Source organism: Polaromonas sp. Polasp52, from assembly GCF_059491565.1.
Window position 1 is genome coordinate 1520556 of sequence record NZ_CP168513.1, and the last position, 22603, is coordinate 1543158.

The 22603-nt window shown below is 65.4% G+C and carries 23 protein-coding genes; 9 read left to right on the forward strand and 14 right to left on the reverse strand.

Features of this window, described 5'->3' with window-relative positions; all coding sequences use genetic code 11:
- Window positions 1-221: 221 nt before the first annotated feature.
- The 5 genes from ACEN9P_RS07095 to ACEN9P_RS07115 are packed head-to-tail and all read left to right on the forward strand — an operon-like array spanning window position 222 to window position 4314.
- Window positions 222-1232, forward strand: a complete 1011-nt coding sequence (locus ACEN9P_RS07095) for a TRAP transporter substrate-binding protein (protein ID WP_495621510.1) — start codon at window positions 222-224, stop codon at window positions 1230-1232.
- A gap of 28 nt (window positions 1233-1260) precedes the next feature.
- Window positions 1261-1731: a type II 3-dehydroquinate dehydratase gene (locus ACEN9P_RS07100; RefSeq protein WP_495621511.1), complete on the forward strand. Its 471-nt coding sequence runs from the start codon at window positions 1261-1263 to the stop codon at window positions 1729-1731.
- Between the two features lies 1 nt (window position 1732).
- The gene (locus ACEN9P_RS07105; RefSeq protein WP_495621512.1) at window positions 1733-2305 is read left to right on the forward strand and encodes a TRAP transporter small permease; all 573 of its coding nucleotides are present in this window, start codon (window positions 1733-1735) and stop codon (window positions 2303-2305) included.
- Entirely contained in the window at window positions 2302-3579 is a 1278-nt protein-coding gene (locus tag ACEN9P_RS07110) for a TRAP transporter large permease subunit (protein ID WP_495621513.1), read from the forward strand. Before ACEN9P_RS07105 ends, ACEN9P_RS07110 begins: the two co-directional genes overlap by 4 nt.
- A gap of 33 nt (window positions 3580-3612) precedes the next feature.
- Complete coding sequence (locus ACEN9P_RS07115; RefSeq protein ID WP_495621514.1) at window positions 3613-4314, forward strand: hypothetical protein; 702 nt, start codon at window positions 3613-3615, stop codon at window positions 4312-4314.
- An 832-nt stretch (window positions 4315-5146) separates the two neighbouring features.
- Here ACEN9P_RS07115 and paoC read toward each other — a convergent pair.
- The 9 genes from paoC to ACEN9P_RS07160 form a co-directional block, all read right to left on the reverse strand.
- Complete coding sequence (gene paoC / locus ACEN9P_RS07120; RefSeq protein ID WP_495621515.1) at window positions 5147-7366, reverse strand: aldehyde oxidoreductase molybdenum-binding subunit PaoC; 2220 nt, start codon at window positions 7364-7366, stop codon at window positions 5147-5149.
- Window positions 7363-8319 carry an FAD binding domain-containing protein gene (locus tag ACEN9P_RS07125; protein WP_495621516.1) on the reverse strand — a complete coding sequence of 319 codons (957 nt, stop codon included), beginning with the start codon at window positions 8317-8319 and terminating at the stop codon, window positions 7363-7365. Before ACEN9P_RS07125 ends, paoC begins: the two co-directional genes overlap by 4 nt.
- Window positions 8316-8864 carry an aldehyde dehydrogenase iron-sulfur subunit PaoA gene (gene paoA / locus ACEN9P_RS07130; RefSeq protein ID WP_495621517.1) on the reverse strand — a complete coding sequence of 183 codons (549 nt, stop codon included), beginning with the start codon at window positions 8862-8864 and terminating at the stop codon, window positions 8316-8318. The genes ACEN9P_RS07125 and paoA overlap by 4 nt, the downstream gene beginning before the upstream one ends.
- Window positions 8865-9079: 215 nt before the next feature.
- Window positions 9080-9904: a phosphodiesterase gene (locus tag ACEN9P_RS07135; RefSeq protein ID WP_495621518.1), complete on the reverse strand. Its 825-nt coding sequence runs from the start codon at window positions 9902-9904 to the stop codon at window positions 9080-9082.
- Entirely contained in the window at window positions 9901-10971 is a 1071-nt protein-coding gene (locus ACEN9P_RS07140) for an ABC transporter ATP-binding protein (RefSeq protein ID WP_495621519.1), read from the reverse strand. The genes ACEN9P_RS07135 and ACEN9P_RS07140 overlap by 4 nt, the downstream gene beginning before the upstream one ends.
- The gene (locus tag ACEN9P_RS07145; RefSeq protein WP_495621520.1) at window positions 10961-11758 is read right to left on the reverse strand and encodes an ABC transporter permease; all 798 of its coding nucleotides are present in this window, start codon (window positions 11756-11758) and stop codon (window positions 10961-10963) included. The genes ACEN9P_RS07140 and ACEN9P_RS07145 overlap by 11 nt, the downstream gene beginning before the upstream one ends.
- 4 nt (window positions 11759-11762) lie before the next feature.
- A complete protein-coding gene (locus ACEN9P_RS07150; protein ID WP_477715121.1) occupies window positions 11763-12584 on the reverse strand; it encodes an ABC transporter permease in 822 nt (273 codons plus the stop codon).
- Between the two features lie 38 nt (window positions 12585-12622).
- Window positions 12623-13636, reverse strand: a complete 1014-nt coding sequence (locus ACEN9P_RS07155) for an ABC transporter substrate-binding protein (RefSeq protein WP_495621521.1) — start codon at window positions 13634-13636, stop codon at window positions 12623-12625.
- A gap of 36 nt (window positions 13637-13672) precedes the next feature.
- Entirely contained in the window at window positions 13673-14677 is a 1005-nt protein-coding gene (locus ACEN9P_RS07160; RefSeq protein WP_495621522.1) for a LacI family DNA-binding transcriptional regulator, read from the reverse strand.
- 203 nt (window positions 14678-14880) lie between these two features.
- Between ACEN9P_RS07160 and ACEN9P_RS07165 the strand changes: the two genes are divergently transcribed.
- Entirely contained in the window at window positions 14881-15888 is a 1008-nt protein-coding gene (locus ACEN9P_RS07165; RefSeq protein WP_477715118.1) for a transporter, read from the forward strand.
- A gap of 33 nt (window positions 15889-15921) precedes the next feature.
- On the opposite strand, the gene ACEN9P_RS07170 is transcribed toward ACEN9P_RS07165, so the two are convergent.
- Together ACEN9P_RS07170 and ACEN9P_RS07175 are read right to left on the reverse strand one after the other, a co-directional pair.
- The gene (locus ACEN9P_RS07170; RefSeq protein ID WP_495621523.1) at window positions 15922-16158 is read right to left on the reverse strand and encodes a hypothetical protein; all 237 of its coding nucleotides are present in this window, start codon (window positions 16156-16158) and stop codon (window positions 15922-15924) included.
- A 33-nt stretch (window positions 16159-16191) separates the two neighbouring features.
- Window positions 16192-17169 carry a LysR family transcriptional regulator gene (locus ACEN9P_RS07175; protein WP_495621524.1) on the reverse strand — a complete coding sequence of 326 codons (978 nt, stop codon included), beginning with the start codon at window positions 17167-17169 and terminating at the stop codon, window positions 16192-16194.
- Window positions 17170-17324: 155 nt separating this feature from the next.
- Here ACEN9P_RS07175 and ACEN9P_RS07180 point away from each other — a divergent pair, with 155 nt between their 5' ends.
- The gene (locus tag ACEN9P_RS07180) at window positions 17325-17714 is read left to right on the forward strand and encodes a RidA family protein (RefSeq protein WP_495621525.1); all 390 of its coding nucleotides are present in this window, start codon (window positions 17325-17327) and stop codon (window positions 17712-17714) included.
- 27 nt (window positions 17715-17741) lie between these two features.
- On the opposite strand, the gene ACEN9P_RS07185 is transcribed toward ACEN9P_RS07180, so the two are convergent.
- Together ACEN9P_RS07185 and ACEN9P_RS07190 are read right to left on the reverse strand one after the other, a co-directional pair.
- Complete coding sequence (locus ACEN9P_RS07185; RefSeq protein WP_495621526.1) at window positions 17742-18038, reverse strand: YciI family protein; 297 nt, start codon at window positions 18036-18038, stop codon at window positions 17742-17744.
- 2 nt (window positions 18039-18040) lie between these two features.
- The gene (locus tag ACEN9P_RS07190; protein ID WP_495621527.1) at window positions 18041-18850 is read right to left on the reverse strand and encodes an SDR family NAD(P)-dependent oxidoreductase; all 810 of its coding nucleotides are present in this window, start codon (window positions 18848-18850) and stop codon (window positions 18041-18043) included.
- A gap of 211 nt (window positions 18851-19061) precedes the next feature.
- Here ACEN9P_RS07190 and ACEN9P_RS07195 point away from each other — a divergent pair, with 211 nt between their 5' ends.
- Window positions 19062-20096 (forward strand): AraC family transcriptional regulator, encoded by a 1035-nt coding sequence (locus ACEN9P_RS07195; protein WP_495621528.1) that lies wholly within the window; start codon window positions 19062-19064, stop codon window positions 20094-20096.
- Between the two features lie 204 nt (window positions 20097-20300).
- Here ACEN9P_RS07195 and ACEN9P_RS07200 read toward each other — a convergent pair whose 3' ends face one another.
- On the reverse strand, window positions 20301-21239 hold the full coding sequence (locus tag ACEN9P_RS07200) for a LysR substrate-binding domain-containing protein (RefSeq protein WP_495621529.1): 939 nt from the start codon (window positions 21237-21239) through the stop codon (window positions 20301-20303).
- A gap of 137 nt (window positions 21240-21376) precedes the next feature.
- Here ACEN9P_RS07200 and ACEN9P_RS07205 point away from each other — a divergent pair, with 137 nt between their 5' ends.
- On the forward strand, window positions 21377-22603 hold the full coding sequence (locus ACEN9P_RS07205; protein ID WP_495621530.1) for a CaiB/BaiF CoA transferase family protein: 1227 nt from the start codon (window positions 21377-21379) through the stop codon (window positions 22601-22603).

The window sequence follows — 22603 nt, forward strand, 5'->3', positions numbered from 1 at the left end:
GGCCTGGGCCCTCTCTATATATATGTGGGTTTGATCGATTGGGCCATGGCCCGGACCGGGTCGCAATTGAATAATGGTAATGGTTTTCCATAATGGAAAGACTTTCCATTTCACGAATATGATGCCTTCGGCCTGCAGCGTGTGCTGCGGCACCGGACACCAGCGACATCGCCAGTCCCCCTGACAGCAGCCCCCAGGCACCACCCCAAAAGGACCTCACCATGCACGTTCGCCGCAGAACACTCACCCTTGTTGCCGCCCTGATGGCCGCGGCCATGCCCACCCTGGCCCAGGACATCCAGGAACGCACCATCAAGTTTGGCCACCTGAACAACCCCGACCACCCGACCAGCCTGGGCGTGCGCAAGTTCGCCGAGATCGTCGCCGCCAAGAGCGGCGGCAAGATCAAGGTGCAGGAATTCGCGGCCTCGCAACTCGGCAACGAGCTGCAGCAGCAGTCCGCGCTGCAGGGCGGCGTGCAGGAAATGCTGGTGGCCTCGACGACGTCGCTGAACGGCATCGTCAAGGAATTCGGCCTGCTCGACTTTCCCTTCCTCTTTGCCAATGCGAAACAGGCCGACGCGCTGGTCGACGGCCCGCTGGGCAAGATGCTGACCGCCAAACTGCCTGAAAAAGGCGTGATCGTGCTGGGCTTTTTCGACCTGGGCTTTCGCAACGTCACCAACAGCAAGCGCCCCATCATGAAGGGCGCCGACCTGGAAGGCCTGAAACTGCGCGTGATCCCGAACCCGGTGTTCCTGGAAACCTTCAAGACCTTCAAGGCCAACCCGGTACCCATGCCTTTTGCCGAGCTGTACGGCGCGCTCGAGAGCAAGGCGGTGGACGGCCAGGAAAACCCCTTCGCGGTGATCGCCTCGAGCAAGTTCTACGAAGTGCAGAAGTACGTGAGCGGCACCAACCACGTCTACGCGACCAACCCGGTCCAGATCAGCAAGCGCTTCTGGGACAAGCTCTCGGCGACGGAGCACAAGATCCTGCAGGACGCCGCCATCGAAGCGCAAAACTGGCAGCGCGTGGTCAGCCGTGAAGTCTCGGCCAAGGCCCTGGGCGAGCTCACGGCCAAGGGCATGCTCTACAACGACGTGCCGCCCGCCGAGCTGGCCAAGATGCGCGCCGAAGTGCGGCCCGTCTATGACAAGTTCTCCGCCGCGTACGACCCGACCGTCGTGACGCTCTTCAAGTCCGAGCTGGAGCGGGTTTCAAAGTTCTGATGGTGAAGTTCTGAAAGCCCTGAGCCCCATGAAAATACTTGTCCTCCACGGGCCGAACCTGAACCTGTTCGGCCGGCGCGAACCCCACATCTACGGCACCACGACGCTCGCACAGATCAACGACATGCTGGCAACACTGGCCGGGGAGCTGGGCGTGACGCTGGAGACCATTCAGTCGAACCATGAAGGGGCGCTGATTGATTTCCTGCACCAGCACATTGACACGGCGCAGGGCGCGCTGGTCAACCCCGCCGGGCTCACGCAGCACGGCGTGCCGCTGCATGACGCGATCAAGGCCATGCCCTTCCCGGTGGTCGAGGTGCACATGTCCAACCTCGCGACACGTGAGCCCTGGCGCCACCACTCGATCATCTCGCCGGCCGTGAAGGGCACGATACAGGGCTTCGGCCCGCGCTCCTACCTGCAGGGCCTTCGCGTCGTGACCGATATCGCGCGCGAAGCGCAGGCCCCTTCGCAGGCCGTTATCGCGCAAAACTGACATGGACACCTTCGTCGACAAGGCCTGCAAAGGCATCGAGTTCCTGATCGCGCTCGGCCTGGCCGTCATGGTCGTGCTGGTGTTCGGCAACGTCGTGCTGCGCTACGGCTTTAACTCGGGCATCACGGTGTCTGAAGAGGTGTCGCGCTGGCTCTTCATCTGGGGCACCTTCCTCGGCGCCCTGGTGGCGCTGCGTGAACACGGCCACCTCGGCATGGACATGGTGGTGGGGCAGCTGCCGGTCATCGGCAAGAAGATCTGCCTCATCGTCGGCCATGTGCTGATGATCTTCATCGTGGTGCTGCTGGCCATGGGCAGCTGGGAGCAGGTCAAGATCAACTGGGACGTGACGGCGCCGACGACCGGCTGGAGCATGTCCATCGTCTACCTCTCGGGCCTGGTGTTTGGCGTGCTGGCCTGCGGCCTGCTGCTGCTGGATTTGTGGAAGGCCGTCACCGGCCGGCTGTCGGATGAGGAACTGGTCATGGTGCAGGAGTCGGAAGAGGCGGTGCAGCTCAAGCAGGTGCTGGACGATGCGCGCCAGCAGGACAACAGCGTGGGGGCGCGGCCATGACCATCTTCATTTTTATCGGCTCGCTGCTGGCCGCCATGGCCCTGGGCATTCCCATCGCGTTTGCGCTGCTGGCCAGCGGTGTCGCCCTGATGTGGCACCTGCAATTGTTCGATGCGCAGATCCTGGCGCAGAACCTGGTCGGGGGCGCCGACAGCTTCCCGCTGCTGGCCGTGCCCTTCTTCATGCTGGCCGGCGAGATCATGAACGTCGGCGGCCTGTCGCGCCGTATTGTCGACCTGGCGCTGGCGCTGGTCGGCCACGTCAAGGGCGGGCTGGGCTACGTGACCATCATGGCGGGCTGCCTGCTGTCGGCGCTGTCGGGCTCGGCCGTGGCCGACGCGGCCGCGCTGACCGCCTTGCTGCTGCCGATGATGGTCAAGGCCGGGCACGACAAGAAGCGCGCCGGCGGCCTGATCGCCTCCGTGGGCGTGATCGGCCCGGTGATCCCGCCCAGCATCGGGCTGGTGATCTTCGGCGTGGCGGCCAATGTGTCGATCTCCAAGCTCTTCTTTGCGGCCGTGGTGCCGGGCCTGCTGATTGGCGGCGCGCTCTGGATCACCTGGGCCTGGCTGGTGCGGCGCGAGGCCATCGTGCCGCCGCCGCGCAGGAGCGGCGCCGAGGTCATGAAGGCCTTTCGCGACGCCACCTGGGCGCTGATCCTTCCGGTCATCATTCTGGTCGGCCTGCGCATGGGGGTGTTCACGCCCACCGAGGCGGCCGTGGTGGCCGCCGTCTACGCGCTGTTTGTCTCGACCGTCATTTACCGCGAGCTCAAGCTCTCGCAGCTCTACGGCGTGTTCGTCGCCTCGGCCAAGACCAGCGCCATCGTGATGTTTTTGATCGCCGCGGCCATGGTCAGCGCCTGGCTGATCACCGTCGCCAACCTGCCGGGCATGGTGGTGGACCTGCTCAAGCCCTTCATGGGCAGCCCGATTCTGCTGATGGCGGCGATCATGGTGCTGGTGATGCTGGTGGGCACGGCGATGGACATGACACCCACCATCCTGATCCTGACGCCGGTGCTGATGCCCGTGGTCAAGGCCGCGGGCATAGACCCGGTCTACTTCGGCGTGCTGTTCATCATCAACAACTCGATCGGGCTGGTGACGCCGCCGGTGGGCACGGTGCTCAACGTGGTGGCGGGTGTCGGCAAGATCAGCATGGACGACGTCACCAAGGGTGTCGTCCCATTCATGATCGCCGAGTTCGCGGTGATGTTTTTGATGGTGGTATTCCCCAAGCTGGTCACGGTTCCGGCAAGCTGGTTCTACTGAGGCTCTACTGAAGTTCTACGGAGGTTCGACGAGATGGCACTTTTAGGCAATGCTGCGGTCGCCATGTGGTGGGACATCCTGCCCGCGCAACGCGAGGAGTTCCAGGAGTGGCACTCCCGCGAACACTTTCCGGAACGCATGGGCATTGACGGCTTTCTGCGCGGCTCACGCTGGACACATGTTGACGGCGGAACGGGGTTTTTTGTGATGTATGAGCTGGCATCGTATGAAACCCTCACCTCCGCCGGCTACCTGCAAAGCCTGAACAACCCGACGCCATGGTCGGCGAAGATGATGCCGCACCACCTGAACATGGTGCGCAGCCAGTGCCAGCTGCTGGGCAGTTTTGGCGCCGGACTGGGCAAGGCGATGCTGACGATCCGCCTGTCGCCCGCGGACGGCCAGGCAGGGCCTTTGCGGGCCTGGCTGGAAAAACGGCTGGCCCACCTGGCGGAAAGCAGGGGCATCGTCGGGGCGCACCTGCTGCAAACCAGAACGCCGCAGGCAGCCATGACACAAGAGCAAAAAATCCGCGGCGGGGATGCCGTCGCCGACTGGATTGTCCTGCTGTCGTCTTATGAGACGCAGGCCTTGCAACTCGCCCTGGCGAACGAGCTGTCGCCGCGGCGGTTCGAGGCCGCGGGGGCGCTTGCGGGCATGACGCATGGCGTCTATGCGCTTTCGTTTTCTTTGGGGAAGCATGATTTGAAGGCTCAGCCCTCCAGATCGGGCTGAGCCTGTCGAAGCCGTTCCCGCTTCACCGGTCGGGCTGAGGTATCGAAGGTTCTTTGTGTATTGGGGTGTTGATGTTTGTTTAGGTTCCGGAGCCGGGGGTAGCCCGGCGGCTACTCACTTTTATCGAAACCCGCAAAGCGGGTTTTCTTTTATTCGCCAAAAGGCGCGCTACGCGCGCGGGGTTTGCTCACTTCGCGCAGCGAAGTTACGCAAACACCAAAAGTAAGCAAAAGAAAAGGCGACCCTGGTTGCTGCGTCCCTCCGCTTCGCTACGGGCAACCTGCGGTGCTCGGTCCAGCCGGGGTCTCGCTAAACTCGCTACGTTTCACTTCGCTCAGACAACGCGATCCCTGATCCGTCTGGCCCTGCGCTCCTCGGCGCATCCACAAGGGGTGGGGACAGAAATACCAAACAGCCGAAGACAAAAACCGAATACCTGAAAAAACAAGGACACGCCATGGCGTGTCCTTGTTTTGTATTGGGGTTCTGCATTTTGGTATTGGGTATTTCGGACTTCCCCGTCCTGGCTGGGCCGAGCAGCGCAGACGGAGGAGGGATAAGGGCTGGCGTTGTTTGAGCGAAGCGCAGCGTAGCGAGTTTAGCCAGACCCCCTCCGCAGTCGAGCAGCGCAGGTTGCCCGTAGCGCAGCGTAGGGACCCAGACTGCGGGTCGCCTTTTGGTATTCGCGTAACTTCGCTTCGCGAAGTGAGCGAATCCCCACTGCGTGACCTTTGGTGACTTTCTTTTGGCGAAGCAAAAGAAAGTTACTGGCCGCCGGGCCACCCCGGCCAGCAGCTCTCAGAGGCGAGCACACCGCCGGAGCAAAAACAATTCAAACCACGTTTGGCAATCGCTCCAACAACTTGTCAAGCGTGATGGGATAGTCCCTCACCCTCACCCCTGTCGCGTTGTAAACCGCATTGGCGACGGCGGCCGCAATCCCGCAAATCCCAAGCTCGCCAACGCCTTTGGCCTTCATAGGCGAAGAAACCGGATCGGTTTCGTCCAGGAAGATCACATCCTGGTGCGGGATGTCGGCATGCACCGGCACCTCGTAGCCCGCGAGGTCGTGGTTCACAAAAAAGCCGTGGCGCTTGTCGACCGCGAGTTCTTCCATCAGGGCTGCGCCCACGCCCATGGTCATCGCGCCTATGACCTGGCTGCGTGCGGCCTTGGGGTTCAGGATGCGGCCCGCGGCGCAGACGGCGAGCATGCGGCGCACGCGGATTTCGCCGGTGGCGGCGTCGACGCCGACTTCGACAAAATGCGCGCCGAAGGTCGACTGCTGGTATTTTTTGTCGAGGTCGCCGTATTCCATAAAGTCTTCGGCGACCAGGCCCTTGTCGCCGGCCGCCTGGGCGACTTGCGCGAGCGGCACGGCGCGGTCGGCGACGCGGACCATGCCGTCTTCAAAAACAGCTTCCAGCGGCGTGAAGCCGGCGCGGGTGGCAATGGTTTCGCGCAGCTTCATGCAGGCCGCGTAGACGCCAGAGGTGGAGCTGTTGCCGCCCCACTGCCCGCCTGAGCCGCAGGAGACGGGGAAGTCCGAATCGCCCAGGCGCACCAGCACTTTGTTGAGCGGTACACCCATGACCTCGGCGGCGGTCTGCGCGATGATGGTGTAAGTGCCCGTGCCTATGTCGGTCATGTCGGTTTCCACCGTGACCACGCCGTGTTGATCGAGCCGCACGCGCGCGGCTGACGTCATGAGCAGGTTGTTGCGAAAGGCCGCGGCCACCCCCATGCCGACCAGCCAGCGGCCGTCGCGCACCTGCGCGGGCTGGGCCTGGCGCCGGTTCCAGCCGAATTGTTCGGCGCCCAGGCGCAGGCACTCAACAAGCCGGCGCTGCGAGAAAGGCCGCCCGGCCTGTTCCGGGTCGACCTGGGTGTCGTTGAGCGCGCGGAACTCGATCGGGTCCATGCCGAGTTTTTCGGCCATCTCGTCCATGGCGATTTCCAGGGCCATCAAGCCGGGCGCCTCGCCGGGCGCGCGCATGGCGTTGCCTTCGGGCAAGTCCAGCACGGCCAGGCGTGTGGCGGTGAAGCGGTTGGCGCCGGCATACAGCAAACGGGTCTGGTTGGCCGAGGTTTCGGGCTGGCCTTCGGGCAGGTCGCCGGACCAGCATTCATGGCCTATGGCGGTGAGCTTGCCGTCGCGGCCCGCGCCCAGGCGTATGCGTTGCAGGGTGGCCGGCCTGTGCGTGGTGTTGTTGATCATCAGCGGGCGCTGCAGCGCCACCTTGACGGGCCGCCCGGCCGCGCGCGCCCCCAGGGCGGCCAGCAGCGCATCGGCGCGCACCCAGAGCTTGCCGCCGAAACCGCCGCCGATAAAGGGCGAGACCAGGCGCACATTGGCCTTGGGGATGCCCAAGGTTGCGGCCATGTCGCCCACGCTCCAGTCGATCATCTGGTTGGCCGTCCAGAGCGTGAGCTTGTCGCCCTGCCAGGCGGCCGTGGTGGCGTGCGGCTCCATCATGGCGTGCGACTGGTCGGGTGTGCTGTAGCTGGCGTCCAGCTGCACGGGCGCCGTGGCAAAAGCACCCGCGAAGTCGCCGACCTGGGTCTCGGACGGCCCGGCGAAATCGGAAGGCTTGGCCAGCGGCGCGGTTTCTTTTTGCGCGGCGAGGTCGAACTTGCCCGGCGTGCGTTCGTATTCGATGCGCACCAGCTGCGCGGCGGCGCGCGCCTGTTCAAAAGTATTGGCCACCACCAGCGCGAGGGCCTGGTGGTAGTGGTCTATCTCGGGCCCGCCCAGCAGTTTGGCGGTGTTGAACCTGCCCTTGCCGAGCTTGCCGGCGTTGCGCGCGGTGACGACGGCCAGCACGCCGGGTGCGGCGCGCGCGGCGTCCAGGTCCATGGAGGTGATGCGGCCCTTGGCGATGCCGGCGCCGACGATGTAGCCATAGGCCGGGTCGGGCACGGCGTCGTGGCGCTCATAGGCATAGGGCGCGCCGCCGGTTGTCTTGAGCGGGCCGTCTATGCGGTCCGTGGCTTTGCCTATGACCTTGAGCTGGTCTATCGGGTTGGTGGTGGCGGGGGTGTCGAATTTCATGCGGCGCTCCTGGCCTGGGCCAGCACGGCGGCGAGGGTACGCTCCACCAGCGGCAGTTTGAAGGCGTTGTCTTCGGTGGTTTGGGCGCCGGCGAGCAGGTGCGCCGCCGCGGCTTTGGCGCCCTGCGGCAAGGCGGCATCGGCGGCATCGTCGCGCCAGGGTTTGTGCGCCACGCCGCCCAGGGCGACACGGCCCGAGCCGTCAGGCTGCACGACAGCGGCCACGGAGACCAGCGCGAAGGCATAAGACGCGCGGTCGCGCACCTTGCGATAGATGTGCGTGCCGCCCGCCGGCCTGGGCAGGCTGACCGAGGTGACCAGCTCGCCGGGCTGCAGCGCGGTCTCCACATGCGGCGTGTCGCCGGGCAGGCGGTGGAAGTCGGCAATCGGGATCACACGTTTCGCGCCGTCGGGCTTGACGGTTTCCACCGTGGCGTCGAGCACGCGCAGGGCCACGGCCATGTCGCTGGGGTGGGTGGCGATGCAGGCCTGGCTGGCGCCTATGACGGCGTGCTGGCGCGTGTGGCCGCCCAGGGCGCTGCAGCCGCTGCCGGGCTGGCGCTTGTTGCAGGGCTGGTCGGTGTCGTAAAAATAAGGGCAGCGTGTGCGCTGCAGCAGGTTGCCGGCGGTGGTGGCCTTGTTGCGCAGCTGGGCCGAGGCCCCGGCCAGCACCGCGCGCGCAAGCACGCCGTAGTCGCGCCGCACGCGCTCGTCGGCGGCCAGCGCGGTGTTGCGCACCAGCGCGCCTATGCGCAGCCCACCCTCGGGTGTGGCTTCTATCTTGTCGAGCGCCAGGCCGTTGACGTCGACCAGGTGCGTGGGCGCCTCGATCTGCAGCTTCATCAAGTCCAGCAGGTTGGTGCCGCCCGCGATGAATTTGGCGCCGGGGTGGCGCATGACGGCGGCCGCGGCCTCGGCCGGGCTGCCGGCGCGCTCATAGGTGAAGGGTTTCATGTCGCCGACCCTCCAGCTACTTCGGTGATGGCCTCGACGATGTTGGAATAGGCGCCGCAGCGGCAGAGATTGCCGCTCATGCGTTCGCGCAGTTCATCGGGCGACAGCAGGGGGCGGGTGTTGAGGTCGGCGCTCACATGGCTGGGGATGCCGCGGCGCATTTCGTCGAGCGCGCCGACGGCCGAGCAGATCTGCCCCGGCGTGCAGTAGCCGCACTGGTAGCCGTCGTGTTTGACAAACGCGGCCTGCATAGGGTGCAGGCTGTGCGGTGTGCCCAGGCCTTCGATAGTGGTGACTTTCGTGCCCTCGTGCATCACGGCCAGCGTGAGGCAGGCATTGATGCGTTCGCCGTCCAGCAGCACGGTGCAGGCGCCGCACTGGCCGTGGTCGCAGCCTTTTTTGGTGCCGGTGAGGTGCAGGTGTTCACGCAGGGCGTCGAGCAGCGTGGTGCGGGTGTCCAGGTCCAGCGTGTGCGCCTGGCCGTTCACTTCGAAGGTGACGCGGGCCGTCGGCACGGAGCCGGGAGGGGTTTCAGTCATTGCCATGGCTTTCTTGGGGAGTGAACCGGCGGCCGCCGACGCGGCGCCCGCGGCTCACCTCGGTGATTAAAGCAGCAAGCCAAAGCCCCAGCATCCGTGTATGCGATAAGAAGCACACCCAATCAGTGATGGAAGCACAGATGCTTACATGAGCGATACCGTTTTACCCCATCAGCCATCACTGAAACCATATCCCGCGGCCGCTGGTGCAGCCGGGGCGTCTAGTCGATCAGCACCGAACCTTCGTAAAACGGAAACGGGCCTTCATAACTCCCGCTGGCCACGGTATGGCTGACGAGCCGCCCGCCATCCGGCAACACATGCAGGCCGAAGCCGGGCGGCTCCAGCATCCAGGCCGAGGCGGCGTCGGGCGCGATATCCAGCCGCACCTGGTGGGCCGGTGAAGGCACGGTGGCCGCGAGAGTGCCGCCAAAGCGCACCTGGATGGCGCGGTGCAAATGGCCGCAGAGGATGCGCTCCACATTCGGGTAACGGCTGACCAGTGCCTCGAGTCCGGCCGCGCCGCTGAGCAGGCCTATGTCGTCCATATGGCCTATCAGGGTCTGGAAGGGCGGGTGGTGCATGGCAATCACCACGGGCCGGCCGCGATGCTTTTCGAGCTCGCGGGCCAGCCAGGCCAGCCTGTATTCGCACAGGCTGCCCTCGCTGGCGCCTGGCACCACGGTGTCCAGGGCGATCAGCTGCAGGCCGCCTATGGCAACGCTGTATTGCACAAAGCCATCACTTCCCAGGTAGGCGTGATCGGGAAAACTCAAACGCAGCTGCGCGCGCTCGTCATGGTTGCCGGGCATCAGGTAGACCGGCATGGCCAGGGGCGCGAGCAGTTCGCGCAGGTGCGCGTATTCGGCCGCGCGACCGAAGTCGGTCAGGTCGCCGGTGATGACAACGGCATCGGGCTGCTGCGGCAGCGCGAGTATGGAGGCAACCGCCCGCGCGAGGTAGGGCGCGGTGTTGATGCGGCCGTAGGCCAGGCGGCCCGGTTCGCGTATGTGCAGGTCCGAGAGTTGCAGCAGTGAGGTGGTCATAGGGAGGTGAGTGAGAGTTCGCTGCCGGGCATGAGGTGCTGCGGCTGTATGCGTATGCCGACGGCGTCGCCCATACAGGCCGGGTGGTCGCGCCCGACTTCGGCATTGAGGCTGGCCTGGCCGGGCAGCAAGAGCTTGAGCTGTATGCGGTCGCCCAGGAAGACGCGCTGCGCCACCACGGCATCGCCCCAGCCGGCGGTGACCTCGCCGACCTCGATGTCCTCGGGCCGCACCAGCACGCTCTCTTGCGCCTGCCAGGCGGGCGGGCAGGCGATGTCCATGTCGCCCAGCCTGACGACGTGGGCAGCGCGCGCGGCCTCGTCGCGCTCCAGGCGATTGACGCGGCCGAGGAAGCTCGCGACAAATGGATGCTCGGGCGTGCGGTACAGCGCCTCGCCGCGGCCGACCTGCACGATGCGGCCGGCCTGCATCACGGCCAGCCTGTCGGCAATCGCCAGCGCTTCCTGCTGGTCGTGGGTGACGTGGATGGCGGTGATGTGCAGGCGGCGCAGCAGCTCGGCCAGTTCGTCGCGCACCGACTCCTTGAGCTTGGCGTCGAGCGCGGTCAGCGGTTCGTCAAGCAGCAGCACGCGCGGGCGCACGGCCACGGCGCGGGCCAGGGCCACGCGCTGGCGCTGGCCGCCCGAGAGTTCGGCCGGGCGTTTTTTCTCGAGGCCGTTGAGGCGCACCAGGTCTATGAGTTCGCCGACCACGCGGCGCTTTTCGCCCTCGTCCACACCGCGCACGCTCAGGCCGTAGGCGATGTTGGCGGCCACCGTCATCTGCGGGAACAGCGCATAGTGCTGGAACACCATGCCTATGCCGCGCCGCTCCACCGGCAGGTGGGTGACCTCGGTGTCGCCAAATGTGATGCGGCTGCCGGCGTCGGGCACTTCGAGCCCGGCGACCAGGCGCAGCAGCGTGGTCTTGCCGCAGCCCGAAGGGCCCAGCAGGGCCAGCACCTCGCCGGGCTCCACCGAGAGCGAGGTGGGCTGCAGGCCGCGGGTGCCGTCGGCATAGGTTTTGGCGCAGTGGGTGATGTCCACGCGTGTGCGTTCAACGTCCATGGTGTTTTTCAATCAGGGTACCGGCGGCCTGCAGGCCCCACAGCACGGGGAGGATGACAAGAAGAAAGACGAGGGTGTAGGCCGAGCCGATTTCCAGCCGCATGGAGGCATAGCTGTCGGCCAGGCCCACGGGCAGCGTGCGCGTGAGCGGCGTGTGCAGCATCCAGGTCAGGTTGAACTCGCCAACCGAGAGCGTGAAGACCATCAGGCAGCCGGCCACGATGGCGGGCAGCACGGCGGGCAGCAGCACGCCCATAAAGCGCTGCGTGAAGCCGGCGCCCAGGGTGCGCGCGGCTTCTTCGAGCGAATACAGCTCGGGCCGCTGGAAGGCCGAGGACACGGTGCGCACCATAAAGGGCAAGGTGAACACCATATGGCCCACCAGGACAAAGGCATAACTTTGCCGGAAGCCGCTGATCTGCCCATAGGCCAGGATCAGCGCCAGCGCGGTGGCCAGGCCGGGCACGGCCACCGGCAGCGTCAGCAGCTCTTCAAACACCCGCGCGATGCGCGAGCGGCTGCGCGCCAGCGCATAGGCGCAAGGAATGCCGATCAGCAAATTGCCCAGCACGCACAGCAGGGCCAGCAGCAGCGAGGCGGCGACCGTGCCGCCATAAAGCTCCCACACTTCGCCCAGCCAGCGCAGCGTGAGGCCGCTTTTAAGGCCGGTGCTGTAGTTGTTGACCAGCCCGGCGAGCACCGAGAGCGCGATGGGCGCGAGCATGAACACGGAGACCAGCGCCGTCAGCAGCACAAGCGGCAGGGAAACCTGGCGAGGGGTTTTCATGGCGTCAGGCTCCCGCCGCGGCCGGGCCGGCGGCGCGGCGCGAAAGAAACAGCACCAGCCAGGTGATCAGGCCCAGCGTGATGGACAGGCTGGCGGCCAGCGCGAAGTTGGCGTAGTTGGTGAACTCGTTGTAAATCGTGATGGGCAGCACCTCGAACTTGCTGGCCAAGGTGAAGGCCGTGCCGAAAGCGCCCATGGCGGTGGCGAACACAATCGCGCCGCAGGCCAGGGTGGTGGGCGCAAGCTCGGGCAGCCAGACGTCGCGCACCACACGCCAGCGCGAGGCGCCCAGCGAGCGCGCGGCCTCTTCGAGCGGGAAGTCCATGGCGGCGGCCGCGGCGGTGTAGCTCACGATGGCGCGCGGCAGCGAAAAATACAGGTAGCCGAAAAACAGCCCGGCCAGGCCGTAGGCAAAGGTGACGCGGCCCAGGCCCAGCGCATCGGCAAGGTCGGCCACCAGGCCCTGGCGCCCGCCCAGCAGGATGATGAAGAAGCCGATGATGACGCCCGGAAAAGACAGCGGCAAGGCCAGCAGCGAGAGCAGCAGCTTGCGCCCCGCGAAGCGCGCGCGCGCCAGCGTGATGCCCACCAGCCCGCCCAGCACCAGCGTGGCCAGCGTCACCGCCAGCGACAGGCCCAGGGTTTGCAGCAGGCTTTGCAGGTAGCGGGTGTTTGTCAGCACGACAAAATAAGTCCCCCACCCCAGCTTGCCGGGCAAGGCCAGCAGCTGCACCGCCGGCAAAAGCCAGAAGGCCGCGAAGAAAGCGGCTGCCGGCGCCGCGCAGGCCAGCAGCAGGCGCGGGGGCGCGAAGGTGGAGGAACTCATGGCTGCTCTCGTTACCAGGCTGGTTTACTGGGCTTCTTTTACTGGGCTTCTTTCAGGTAGCGGTCGGAAAAGCCTTTTTGCACAGCGGCCATGCGGGCATAGTCCACGCTTTTGGCGCGCGCGTATTCGGCGGCGGGCAGGAAACGCGACTGGGCTTCTTTCGAAATCGCGCTGGCGCGCACCGGGCGCAGGTAGGCATTGGCCCAGATGGCCTGGCCTTCGTCGGACAGCACAAAGTCCAGCACCTTCTTGCCGTTGTCGGCATTGGGCGCCTTGGCCACCAGGCTCATGACGTAGGGGACGACGATGGTGCCTTCGGCCGGGATCACGAACTCGACATTGGCCTTGTCCTTGTACTTGGCGCGGTAGGCGTTGAAGTCGTAGTCCAGCAGGATGGCGATCTCACCGGACAGCATGCGCGCATAGGAGGTCTGCTTGGGGACTATGGGTTCGTTCTTCTGCAGCGCCTTGAAGTACTCGATGCCGGGCGTGAAGTTGTCCAGTGTGCCGCCGCGCGCCTGGTTGACGGCGACCGCGCCTACATAACCGACAAAGGCCGAGGCCGGGTCGAGGTAACCGACCAGGCCTTTGTACTCGGGCTTGAGCAGGTCGGCCCAGGAACGCGGCACCGGCTTGCCCTTGAGCGCATCGACGTTGACCATAAAACCCAGGGTGCCGGAGTGGATGGTGAACCAGTGGCCTTGCGGGTCCTTGAGGCCGTCGGGAATCTCGCTCCAGGCGGCGGGCTTGTAAGTGCCGACCACGCCGTCTTTTTGCGCCTGGATGGCGAAGGTCACGCCCAGGTAGGTCACGTCGGCCACGGGGTTGGTTTTTTCGGCCATCATCTGCGCGAGCGACTGGCCGGAATTCTTGTTGTCGGGCGGCACGGTGACGCCGGTCTTGGCCTTGATGGCTTTGAGCTGCGTGCCCCAGTCGGCCCATTCGGGCGGGCAGTTGTAGCAGATGGCGGTCTGGGCCAGCGCGTTGGCGCCGGCGGCCAGGCCCAGCGCCAGCACGGCGGCGTGGGCGAGTCGTTGCAAAGATGTTTTCATAAGAACTCCGTTGTGGATGAAGTGAAAGTGAGGGGACTAGGGGTTGACTGAGGGCGCGGCGCAGGATTCGCCTTCGCGAAAACCGTGGGCCAGCGAGAGGCTGCTGTCGGGTGTCAGGGCGGCACCGCCGGCCAGCGCCTGCACCAGCAGCTCGACGCTGCAGCGGCCTATGTCGGCATTGGGCTGAGTGATGGTGCTCAGCATGGGCCGCAAGTCTTCACCGAGCGCGATGCCGTCAAAGCCCACCACGCTCAGGTCGCGCGGCACCGAGAGCCCGGCCAGGTGCGCCGCGCGCAGGCTGCGTATGGCCAGCAAATCGTTGGAGCAGACCAGGGCGCTGGGCAGCGGCTCGCGCACCAGCAGGGCCGTGATGTCGCTGACAGCTGTTTCCACAAAAGGCACTTCCAGCACCCGCGGGTTCGCCAGGCCGGCCGCCGCCATGCCCTGCAGAAAACCGCGGCGGCGCTGCTGGGCGCGGTCGGAGGCGCTGAGCTGGCCGCTGACCATGGCAATGCGCGTGTGGCCCAGGGCCGCGAGCCGCGCCACCAGCGCCGCGACCGCCTGCTCGCTGTCCACCGACACGCAGGGGTGGGCGGGGTGGCGGTTGTAGGCCAGCACATAAGGCAGTTGCGCGGCGCCCAGCCGCTGCAGCGCGGCGGAGGTCTCAGGGCTGGAGACCACCAGGATCATGGCGTCGGCGCGGCCGGCCAGCAGCAGGTTGACGGCCTGCTCCTCTTCTTCAATCCGGTAGTTGGTGGTCAGCGGCAGGATGGCGTAGCCGGCGCGCGTGGCCGAGCGCGCGATGCCTTCCAGGCATTCGGCGAACACCGGATTGAGCAAGGTGGGCAGCACCACACCGAGCACGCGGCTGCGCTGGGTGCGCAGGGAGCGCGCGCTGGCATTGGGCAGGTAGCCGCGTTCACGTGCGGCTTTTTCGACCAGCGCACGGGTTTCGGGGCTGACCTTGCCGGGCGCATTGAAGACCCGCGACACCGTTGCCACCGATACACCCGCCTGTTCCGCCACCGCCTGAATGCTCACTCGCGCTCCTCATGTAATCGTTTACATTGGAGCCGCCAAAAATGACCTCTTTATGACATAGGGGTGGATGGGCCCGGACTCGCGCCCTGGCTTGGCCTGGCTGTCACCGAACCGTCATGAAGGGGCTACACACTGTGGGACCTCTTTCAGAATCTGAGCCCCAAGCTCCCCTGCCCTACTGCCGGCTTCACGCCCCTCCCTGAATGGACATCACTTACGGCGCCGACAAGACCGGCCTGCTCTGCGGCTACCGCTTTGAAAACGGCGCGCCCGGCGTGCCTGTGGACCTGATGGAGGCGGCGGCCTGGCTCAAGAATGGCGAGCCCAAGGGCAAGTCGGATTTTGTCTGGCTGCACTTCAACCTCAGCGACGCGGTGGCCGAGGCCAGCATACGCAAGCACCTGAACCCGGTGCCGGAGTTTTTTGAGGCGCTGCACGAAGGCTCGCGCTCCACGCGCATCGAGGATGCCCACGACACGCTGATCGCCGTGGTCAACGACGTGGCTTACGAATTCGCCTTCGACCCGGCCGAGATGGCCAGCCTGTGGCTCAACGTGGGGCCGCACATGGCGCTGAGCGCGCGCTCGCACCCGCTGCGCTCCATAGACCGGCTGCGCGACGCGGTGAAGAACGGCAAGAAGCCGCTGGCGTCCTCGGTGTCCTTCCTTAACCACTTGCTGCGCGAGCAGGGTGACGTGCTGGTGCGCATCGTGCGCGATGCGACGGTGCAGGTCGACGTGGTGGAAGACAAATTCCTGGTGGGCCGGCTGCACAACCGCCGCGCCGACCTGGGCAAGCTGCGGCGCGTGCTGGTGCGGCTGCAGCGCCTGCTGGCGCCCGAGCCGGGCGCGCTGTTTCGCCTGCTGCGCCTGCCGCCGCCCTGGGTCAGCGAAGGCGACCTCGAGGAGCTGCGCCAGGCCACCGAGGAATTCTCATTGACCATACGCGATCTGTCGGAGCTCAAGGAGCGCATCAAGCTGCTGCAGGAAGAGATCGCCGCCCAGGTCAGCGAGGAAACCAACCGCAGCGTCTTCACCCTGACCATGGTGACGGTGCTGGCCCTGCCCATCAACATCGTGGCCGGCCTGCTGGGCATGAATGTGGGCGGCGTGCCGCTGGCCCAGCACCCGCACGGCTTTATGGTGATCGTGGCGATCATCGGCGTGTTCACCGCCTTTGCGGCCTTGTACGTTTACCGGCAGAAGCAATAGCCGAGCCTGTAAAACGCCTGGGGGACGAAGCGCTTAGGAGGGCAACCCGGCCTCAAAGCGTTGCAGCTCTTCATCCACAGTACCGCGCCCGCCGAAATCCCGCTTGGCCCGGCCGTACCAGTAGGCGGCGTTGCCCAGGTCGCCCTCCTGGACATGCAGGATGCCGTGCAGCCAGGCGGCCGTCTGTGACTCGTCGCTTTGCACCAGGGTGTGCGCCTCATCCCAGCGGCCCGCGCGCGCGCAAAGCAGGGCCTCGCGAAGAATGTCCATTTTGAATACTCCTTGAATTGAATGTCGCCAGGGCTAGGAGGTCTTTCGCGACCTGCGCGGGCGTGGGGCTGAAGCCGCCCGCTCTTTGCGCTCACGCGGGCCGCCGACAGGCGCATGCCGCGCCATCAACTCGGCCACCCACTCGATAAACACCCGCAGCTTGGCGCTCACATGGCGGTTCGGCGGAAAAGCCACATAAAGCGGCATGGGGTCCAGGCGCCAGTCCTGGAACAGCGGCAGCAGCTCGCCGCTGTCCACATGCGCCCCGGCCATATAGTCCGGCAGCCACAGCACGCCCAGGCCGGCCAAGCCGGCCGCGAGGTAGGCGTTGCCGTCGTCAAAGGCAAACAGGTGGCGGCCCTGCACCTTGAGGCTCTCCTCACCGCGGTGCATGGCATAGGGAAAGGCCTTGCCGGTGCGCGCCCACAGAAAGCCCACGATGTGGTGCTGCGCTCCCTCCAGCTCACGCGGGTGCGAGGGCGTGCCGACGCGGTCCAGGTAGCCGGGCGCGGCATACACCCCCAGCTGCAGGTCGGCCACGCGGCGGGCCACCAGCGACTGGTCGGTGAGCTCGCCGCCGCGCACCACGCAGTCCACGTTGTCGCCTATCACGTCGACCACACGGTCGCTGACGCCCATGTCGAGCTGGATCTCGGGGTAGCGCGCATGAAAGTCCGGCAGGGCCGGCACCAGGATCATGCGGGCCAGCGGGCTGGGCACATCGACCCGCAGCCGGCCGCGGGGCGAGGCCGAGGCGCTGGACAGGCTGGTCTCAGCATCGTCCACATCGGCCAGCACGCGCAGCACACGTTCGTAATAGGCCGCGCCGTCGGCGGTGAGCCTGACCTGGCGTGTGGTGCGGTTGAGCAGCCGCACGCGCAGCCGCGCCTCGAGTTGCTGCACCAGCTGGGTCACGCTGGTCTTGCTCATGTGCAAAGTCTCTGCCGCCTTGGTGAAGCTGCCCGCTTCCACCACGCGCGCGAAGGCCTGCATTGCATCGAAACGGTCCATCTGTGCTTCCCGTGCGTTCCCGGCCTGGGTGATTGTTTGGATTTTACGAACAGTGATGGACAGGCTTGCCTGTTTATCGGGAAGGCACTGCGCCCTACAGTGTCTTCATCATGAACCACAGGCCGGTTTCGGCCTATTTGCAAGGAGAAAGATGAATGGCACAACGTGAAGTTGTTTTTCCGCCCGGGCGCCGGGCGCTTTATGACCGCAACCGGTATTCACCGGCGCTGAAGTCCAATGGCTTCCTGTTTGTATCGGGCCAGGTCGGCAGCCGCGAGGACGGCTCCCCCGAGCCCGACCTTCAAACCCAGGTCCGCCTCGCCTTTGACAACCTGAACGCCATCCTGAAAGCGGCGGGCAGCAGCTTCGAGGACGTGGTGGACGTGACCGTCTTCATGGTCGATCCGCAATCGACCTTCGAAACGATCTGGAAGGTGGTGCCCGAGTACTGGGGCGAGGCACCCCACCCCACGCTGACGGCGGTCGGCGTGACCTGGCTCTATGGCTTTCAGTTCGAGATCAAGGTGATTGCGAAGCTTCCATAAGCGCCAGGAGGGTGCGCCTGGCTGGAATCAAGCACGCGTTTTTAGATGAAGCATGGGGTGGTGCTCATAGTGGCCAACACCGTTCTTGATGATGGGATCCTCCGACGTAAGCGCGGAGATATCCTGTCCATCGGGAATCTGAAAGAGCGAAACACCATAGCCGCCGGCGGGATCCATCACGGGACCGTGGGCAAGGATCAGGCCCTGGCCCAGGAGTTTGTCCAGATAAGCGCCATGCTGCTTCATCCATTCTTTTTCATCAGCCGACATGGTGGCCAGGAAGCCCGCGCGCGGCGGGATAAATTTGCAAAGATAGGCTTTCATGTTCACGCCTTGGCTGTTTGCACACTTTTGAGGATGGAGCCTTCAAACATTTTGGGTGCGTAACTTTGAAGGAAAAGAATCATTCCGGTCATTTTCCCGACGGGGTTGCTGAACTTCGGTTCTTTCGCGCCGATCAGCTTGGTGATGGTGTTGACAACCGCGTCGGGCGCCTCCGCTTCGTCGATGCCTTTTTGCGTCGCGGCATTGACCAGCTTGCGGTAGGGGTTGTAGTCTGCGATGCCGCCATTGCGCGCAGAGACGGCATGGGAGCCGAGGTTTGTCTTGAACCAGACCGGCTCCACCATGCTGACCTTGATATTGAACTGGTTGAGCTCAAAGCGCAGGGACTTGAAGTAGCCCTGGACGGCGTGTTTTGAAGCGCTGTAATAAGAGAGATTGGGCGGGCCGATCAATCCCACGATGGAGCTCACCGTGATGATCTGTCCGCGCTTTTGCGCCCTGAAATGCGGCAGCAAGGCGTTGGTCACCTTCACCGTGCCCCAGAAATTGGTTTCAAACTGCTGCCTGCCCAGGTCCATGGGCGTTTCTTCGGCGATGCCGGTGACCATATAGCCCGCGTTATTGACCAGCACGTCCAGCTGCTGGGTGTGCCGGAACAGCTCCTCCGTAAACGACCTGATGGAATTGTCGTCATCAACATCCAGGCGCAGCAGCTTGAACTGGACCTTGCCCGCGTACTTCTCGGGTTCACGGCTGGTGCCGATGACGTTAAAGCCTTGCTGGTGAAGCTTGTTGGCAAGCATCAAGCCGAAACCCGATGATGCACCCGTAATTAACACTGTCTTTTTCATCTCGCTACCTCTATTGGTCTATTGGATCCATGACTTTGCCTGCGCAACGAGCGATTGGCACTCGCCCAACGCGCCAGGCTGACAGCCGAACGCGCCATCGTGTCCGGCTTATCTGGCGCCATCGGCTAGTGCGCTGGCGTGATCCGCGCCCTAGAATTCCGCCATGAATCCAGAAAGCACTCCTGCATCGGGTGGCCGGCGCAATCCGGCCATGGCCTATGCGGTGTGGCCGGGCTGGCGGGTGCTGATGCAGGACGCCGGGTTGCAAACGTCGCCCATCCTGCGCCGCGCGCAGTTGCCGGGCGACCTGTTTACGCGCCAGAACGTGCGCCTCGACTCGGCGGAGTTCTTCAGGCTCTGGACGGCCATTGACGCCGAGGCGGAATCCCTGGACCCAGGCTTGCCTGCGCCATTGCGGATCGCGCAAGTGATGTCCTCCGACTGGTTCGAACCGGAGCTTTTCGCCGCACTGTGCAGCGCGAACCTCGATGGCGCACTGGACCGGCTTTCCAAATATGTGAAGCTGATCGCGCCCATGCTGATCAAGGTCGAGCGCACGGCCGAGCGCACCACGGTCACCCTGGACTTCCTGGACGCCATCAAGCCCCCCACGGTGTTCCTGGTGTTCAAGCTGGTGTTTTTTATGCAGCTGGCGAGGCTGGCGACGCGCAGCCCTGTGCGACCCTTGCAAGTGGGCTGGCCTTCACCGCCAGGCCCGGGCCTTGAGGCGGATGCACGCGCTTACCAATCCTTCTTCGGTGTTCCCGTGTCCAACACGCCTTTGGCCACCCTGGTATTCGCAAAGGCGGATGCCCAGCGTCCCTTCCTGACCGAGAACCACAGGATGTGGGAGTTCTTTGAGCCCTCCTTGCGCCAGCGACTGAGCGACCTGGACCGGACCGCCGGCATGACCGACCGGGTTCGCAGCACCCTGCTGGAAGCCTTGCCGGCGGGAGAAGTCTCCATGCAGGCAGTGAGCCGAAAGCTCGCGGTCAGCAGCCGCACGCTGCAGCGCAAACTGCAGGATGAAGGCACGACCTTCCAGGCCACACTGGACACGCTGCGCCATTCCCTGGCGCATCACTACCTGCGCGCCACCGAAATGACGGGCGCAGAGATATCGTTCCTGCTGGGCTTCGAGGACGCAAACTCTTTTGCCCGAGCGTTTCAGGCCTGGACGGGGAAAACGCCCCAGACCGTGCGGTCCGAGATCCGTTTTCAGAACAGTGATCCGCTCCTTCTGTAGGGCGGCAATGCTGAAGCAGGGCCTTGCGAAGAATGTCCATCATGAAGCCTTCACCAAGGCATCGGGCAACAAGGAAGTACAGGCGGCCCTTGCAAGCCAGGGTGCTGAACGGGAAGGAAGCAGTCGCTAGCAGTTCTGGGAATTCATCCTCAAGGAAATTGCCAGGAGCGACTGGATTGTGTCCCGCGCGAAAATCGAACTCGACTAGCGGGGGCTCGGACTTTCCCCCGCTGCCGCAAGCCGGGAACTGTCCCTGTACTTCGCGGCCTCGGCTTCTATCCAGGCCCTGAACAAGGCCAGCATGCTATTGCCCAGTTTCTGTTCGGGGCAGACCAGGTAGTAGCGGCGATCGCTCAGGAACTCGTGCCGGGTCAGCTGCAACAGGCGGCCTTGCGCGAGGTCGTCCTCGATCAGGAAGCGCGGGATCAGCGCCAGGCCCTGCCCATGGATGGCCGCCTGCGCGGCCATTGAAAACAGCTCCATGCGCGCACCGGCCATGTCGCCGGCCACATCGAGCCCCAGGGACGCGAACCACTGGCGCCAGGCATAGGGCCGTGTACTCATCTGCAGCAGCGGCAGGCCCTCTACATCGTCGGCCTTGAGCACGCGCCGGGGCGTGACCAGCGCCGGGCTGCCGACGGCCACCATGCTTTCGTCCATCAGGAAGGACGACTGCGTGCCGGGCCAGCCCGCCTCGCCGGCGCAGATGGCGGCGTCCAGCGTGGTTTCGGCAAACAGGAAAGGCCGTGTGCGGGACGACAGGTGCACCGTGATCTCGGGGTGCTGGCGCTGGAAGCTCCCCAGCCTGGGCAACAACCACTTGGCCGCGAAGGTAGGCACCACGCCCAGTTCGAGCACGCCGCCCGTGCCGCCCCTGGCCATCATCTCCAGCGTGTCGCGCTCCACGTCGTCCAGCCGCGCGCGCACCCGGCGAGCGTAGTGCATGCCCGCATCCGTCAGCAGCACGCCGCGTTTGGTGCGCCTGAAGAGCTTGACGTCCAGGAAATCCTCCAGCCCCGCAACCTGCCGGCAGACGGCGCTCTGGGTCACCGAATGCTCCTGCGCCGCGTGGGTGAAGCTCTGGTGGCGCGCCGCGGATTCAAACAAGGCGAGCGCGGTGGTGGAAGGGATTTTTCGGCGCATGTCTGCGGGCTTTCCTGCGGGCAAGGTTGTCGGAATTCTTTTTGGGCACACACAGGTGCCGAATCATCGTTTGTGAAGGGCGGCTTACGCCTTTAAGCTTTTCCCATTGACTGCTTCTTTCCCGGAGATTCCCACCCATGGCTTCCCCTTCTTCCGCAGTGCGCCCGCCGCCGCTCAGCGGCATCCGCGTGCTGGACTTGTCGCGCGTGCTGGCCGGCCCCTGGGCCGGGCAACTGCTGGCCGACCTGGGCGCGGACGTCGTCAAGGTCGAAAAGCCGCAGGGCGGCGACGACACCCGCGCCTGGGGGCCGCCCTACCTCAAGGACGCCTCGGGCCGGGACACCGGCGAGGCCAGCTACTTTCTGTGCGCCAACCGCAACAAGCGCTCGGTCGCCATCGACATCGCCACGCCCGAAGGCCAGGCGCAGGTGCGGGCGCTGGCCGGCCAGGCCGACGTGCTGCTGGAGAACTTCAAGGTCGGCGGCCTCAAACGCTACGGGCTGGACTACGCCAGCCTGAAGGACGGCCACCCGCGCCTGGTGTATTGCTCCATCACCGGCTTCGGGCAGACAGGGCCCTACGCGGCGCGCGCGGGCTACGACTTCCTGATCCAGGGCATGGGCGGCCTGATGAGTGTGACCGGCGGCGCGGACGGCGAACCGGGCGCCGGCCCGCAAAAAGTCGGCGTGGCGCTGACGGACATCATGACCGGCCTTTACGCGACAGTGGCGGTGCAGGCCGCGCTGGCGGAACGCGAACGCTCCGGCCTGGGCCAGCACATCGACCTCGCGCTGCTGGACGTGCAGATCGCCTGCCTGGCCAACCAGGCCTCCAACTACCTGGCCGGCGGGCAGCTGCCGCGCCGCATGGGCAATGCGCATCCCAACATCGTGCCCTACCAGGACTTTCCGACCGCGGACGGCGACATCATCCTGGCGGTCGGCAACGACGAGCAGTTCGCCCGCTTCTGCGCCGTCGCGGGCCATGCCGAATGGGCGCGGGATGCGCGCTTTGCGAGCAACGCGCAGCGCGTGGCCCACCGGGCCGTGCTGCTGCCCTTGCTGAGGCAGGCCACGGTGATGCGCAGTTCGGCGGACTGGATCGCCGCGCTGGAGGCCGCCGGTGTGCCCTGCGGCCCCATCAACCGCATCGACGAAGTGTTTGCCGACCCGCAGGTGCAAGCCCGCGGCCTGCGCATGGCCCTGCCCCACCCCCTGGCGGGCGAGGTGCCGCTGGTGGCCAACCCCATACGCCTTTCCGGCTCGCCCGTCAGCTACCACAGGCCGCCGCCGCTGCTGGGCCAGCACACGGCGGAGGTGCTGGCGCAGTGGCTGGCCGGTGGCGCCGCGAGCCGGCACGACTAG

Bases quoted from the DNA above. Each gene is read 5' to 3' on its own strand.
- ACEN9P_RS07095 (WP_495621510.1), top strand. From the start codon at position 222: ATGCACGTTCGCCGCAGAACACTCACCCTTGTTGCCGCCCTGATGGCC.
- ACEN9P_RS07100 (WP_495621511.1), top strand. From the start codon at position 1,261: ATGAAAATACTTGTCCTCCACGGGCCGAACCTGAACCTGTTCGGCCGG.
- ACEN9P_RS07105 (WP_495621512.1), top strand. From the start codon at position 1,733: ATGGACACCTTCGTCGACAAGGCCTGCAAAGGCATCGAGTTCCTGATC.
- ACEN9P_RS07110 (WP_495621513.1), top strand. From the start codon at position 2,302: ATGACCATCTTCATTTTTATCGGCTCGCTGCTGGCCGCCATGGCCCTG.
- ACEN9P_RS07115 (WP_495621514.1), top strand. From the start codon at position 3,613: ATGGCACTTTTAGGCAATGCTGCGGTCGCCATGTGGTGGGACATCCTG.
- paoC (WP_495621515.1), bottom strand. From the start codon at position 7,366: ATGAAATTCGACACCCCCGCCACCACCAACCCGATAGACCAGCTCAAG.
- ACEN9P_RS07125 (WP_495621516.1), bottom strand. From the start codon at position 8,319: ATGAAACCCTTCACCTATGAGCGCGCCGGCAGCCCGGCCGAGGCCGCG.
- paoA (WP_495621517.1), bottom strand. From the start codon at position 8,864: ATGGCAATGACTGAAACCCCTCCCGGCTCCGTGCCGACGGCCCGCGTC.
- ACEN9P_RS07135 (WP_495621518.1), bottom strand. From the start codon at position 9,904: ATGACCACCTCACTGCTGCAACTCTCGGACCTGCACATACGCGAACCG.
- ACEN9P_RS07140 (WP_495621519.1), bottom strand. From the start codon at position 10,971: ATGGACGTTGAACGCACACGCGTGGACATCACCCACTGCGCCAAAACC.
- ACEN9P_RS07145 (WP_495621520.1), bottom strand. From the start codon at position 11,758: ATGAAAACCCCTCGCCAGGTTTCCCTGCCGCTTGTGCTGCTGACGGCG.
- ACEN9P_RS07150 (WP_477715121.1), bottom strand. From the start codon at position 12,584: ATGAGTTCCTCCACCTTCGCGCCCCCGCGCCTGCTGCTGGCCTGCGCG.
- ACEN9P_RS07155 (WP_495621521.1), bottom strand. From the start codon at position 13,636: ATGAAAACATCTTTGCAACGACTCGCCCACGCCGCCGTGCTGGCGCTG.
- ACEN9P_RS07165 (WP_477715118.1), top strand. From the start codon at position 14,881: ATGGACATCACTTACGGCGCCGACAAGACCGGCCTGCTCTGCGGCTAC.
- ACEN9P_RS07170 (WP_495621523.1), bottom strand. From the start codon at position 16,158: ATGGACATTCTTCGCGAGGCCCTGCTTTGCGCGCGCGCGGGCCGCTGG.
- ACEN9P_RS07175 (WP_495621524.1), bottom strand. From the start codon at position 17,169: ATGGACCGTTTCGATGCAATGCAGGCCTTCGCGCGCGTGGTGGAAGCG.
- ACEN9P_RS07180 (WP_495621525.1), top strand. From the start codon at position 17,325: ATGGCACAACGTGAAGTTGTTTTTCCGCCCGGGCGCCGGGCGCTTTAT.
- ACEN9P_RS07185 (WP_495621526.1), bottom strand. From the start codon at position 18,038: ATGAAAGCCTATCTTTGCAAATTTATCCCGCCGCGCGCGGGCTTCCTG.
- ACEN9P_RS07190 (WP_495621527.1), bottom strand. From the start codon at position 18,850: ATGAAAAAGACAGTGTTAATTACGGGTGCATCATCGGGTTTCGGCTTG.
- ACEN9P_RS07195 (WP_495621528.1), top strand. From the start codon at position 19,062: ATGGCCTATGCGGTGTGGCCGGGCTGGCGGGTGCTGATGCAGGACGCC.
- ACEN9P_RS07200 (WP_495621529.1), bottom strand. From the start codon at position 21,239: ATGCGCCGAAAAATCCCTTCCACCACCGCGCTCGCCTTGTTTGAATCC.
- ACEN9P_RS07205 (WP_495621530.1), top strand. From the start codon at position 21,377: ATGGCTTCCCCTTCTTCCGCAGTGCGCCCGCCGCCGCTCAGCGGCATC.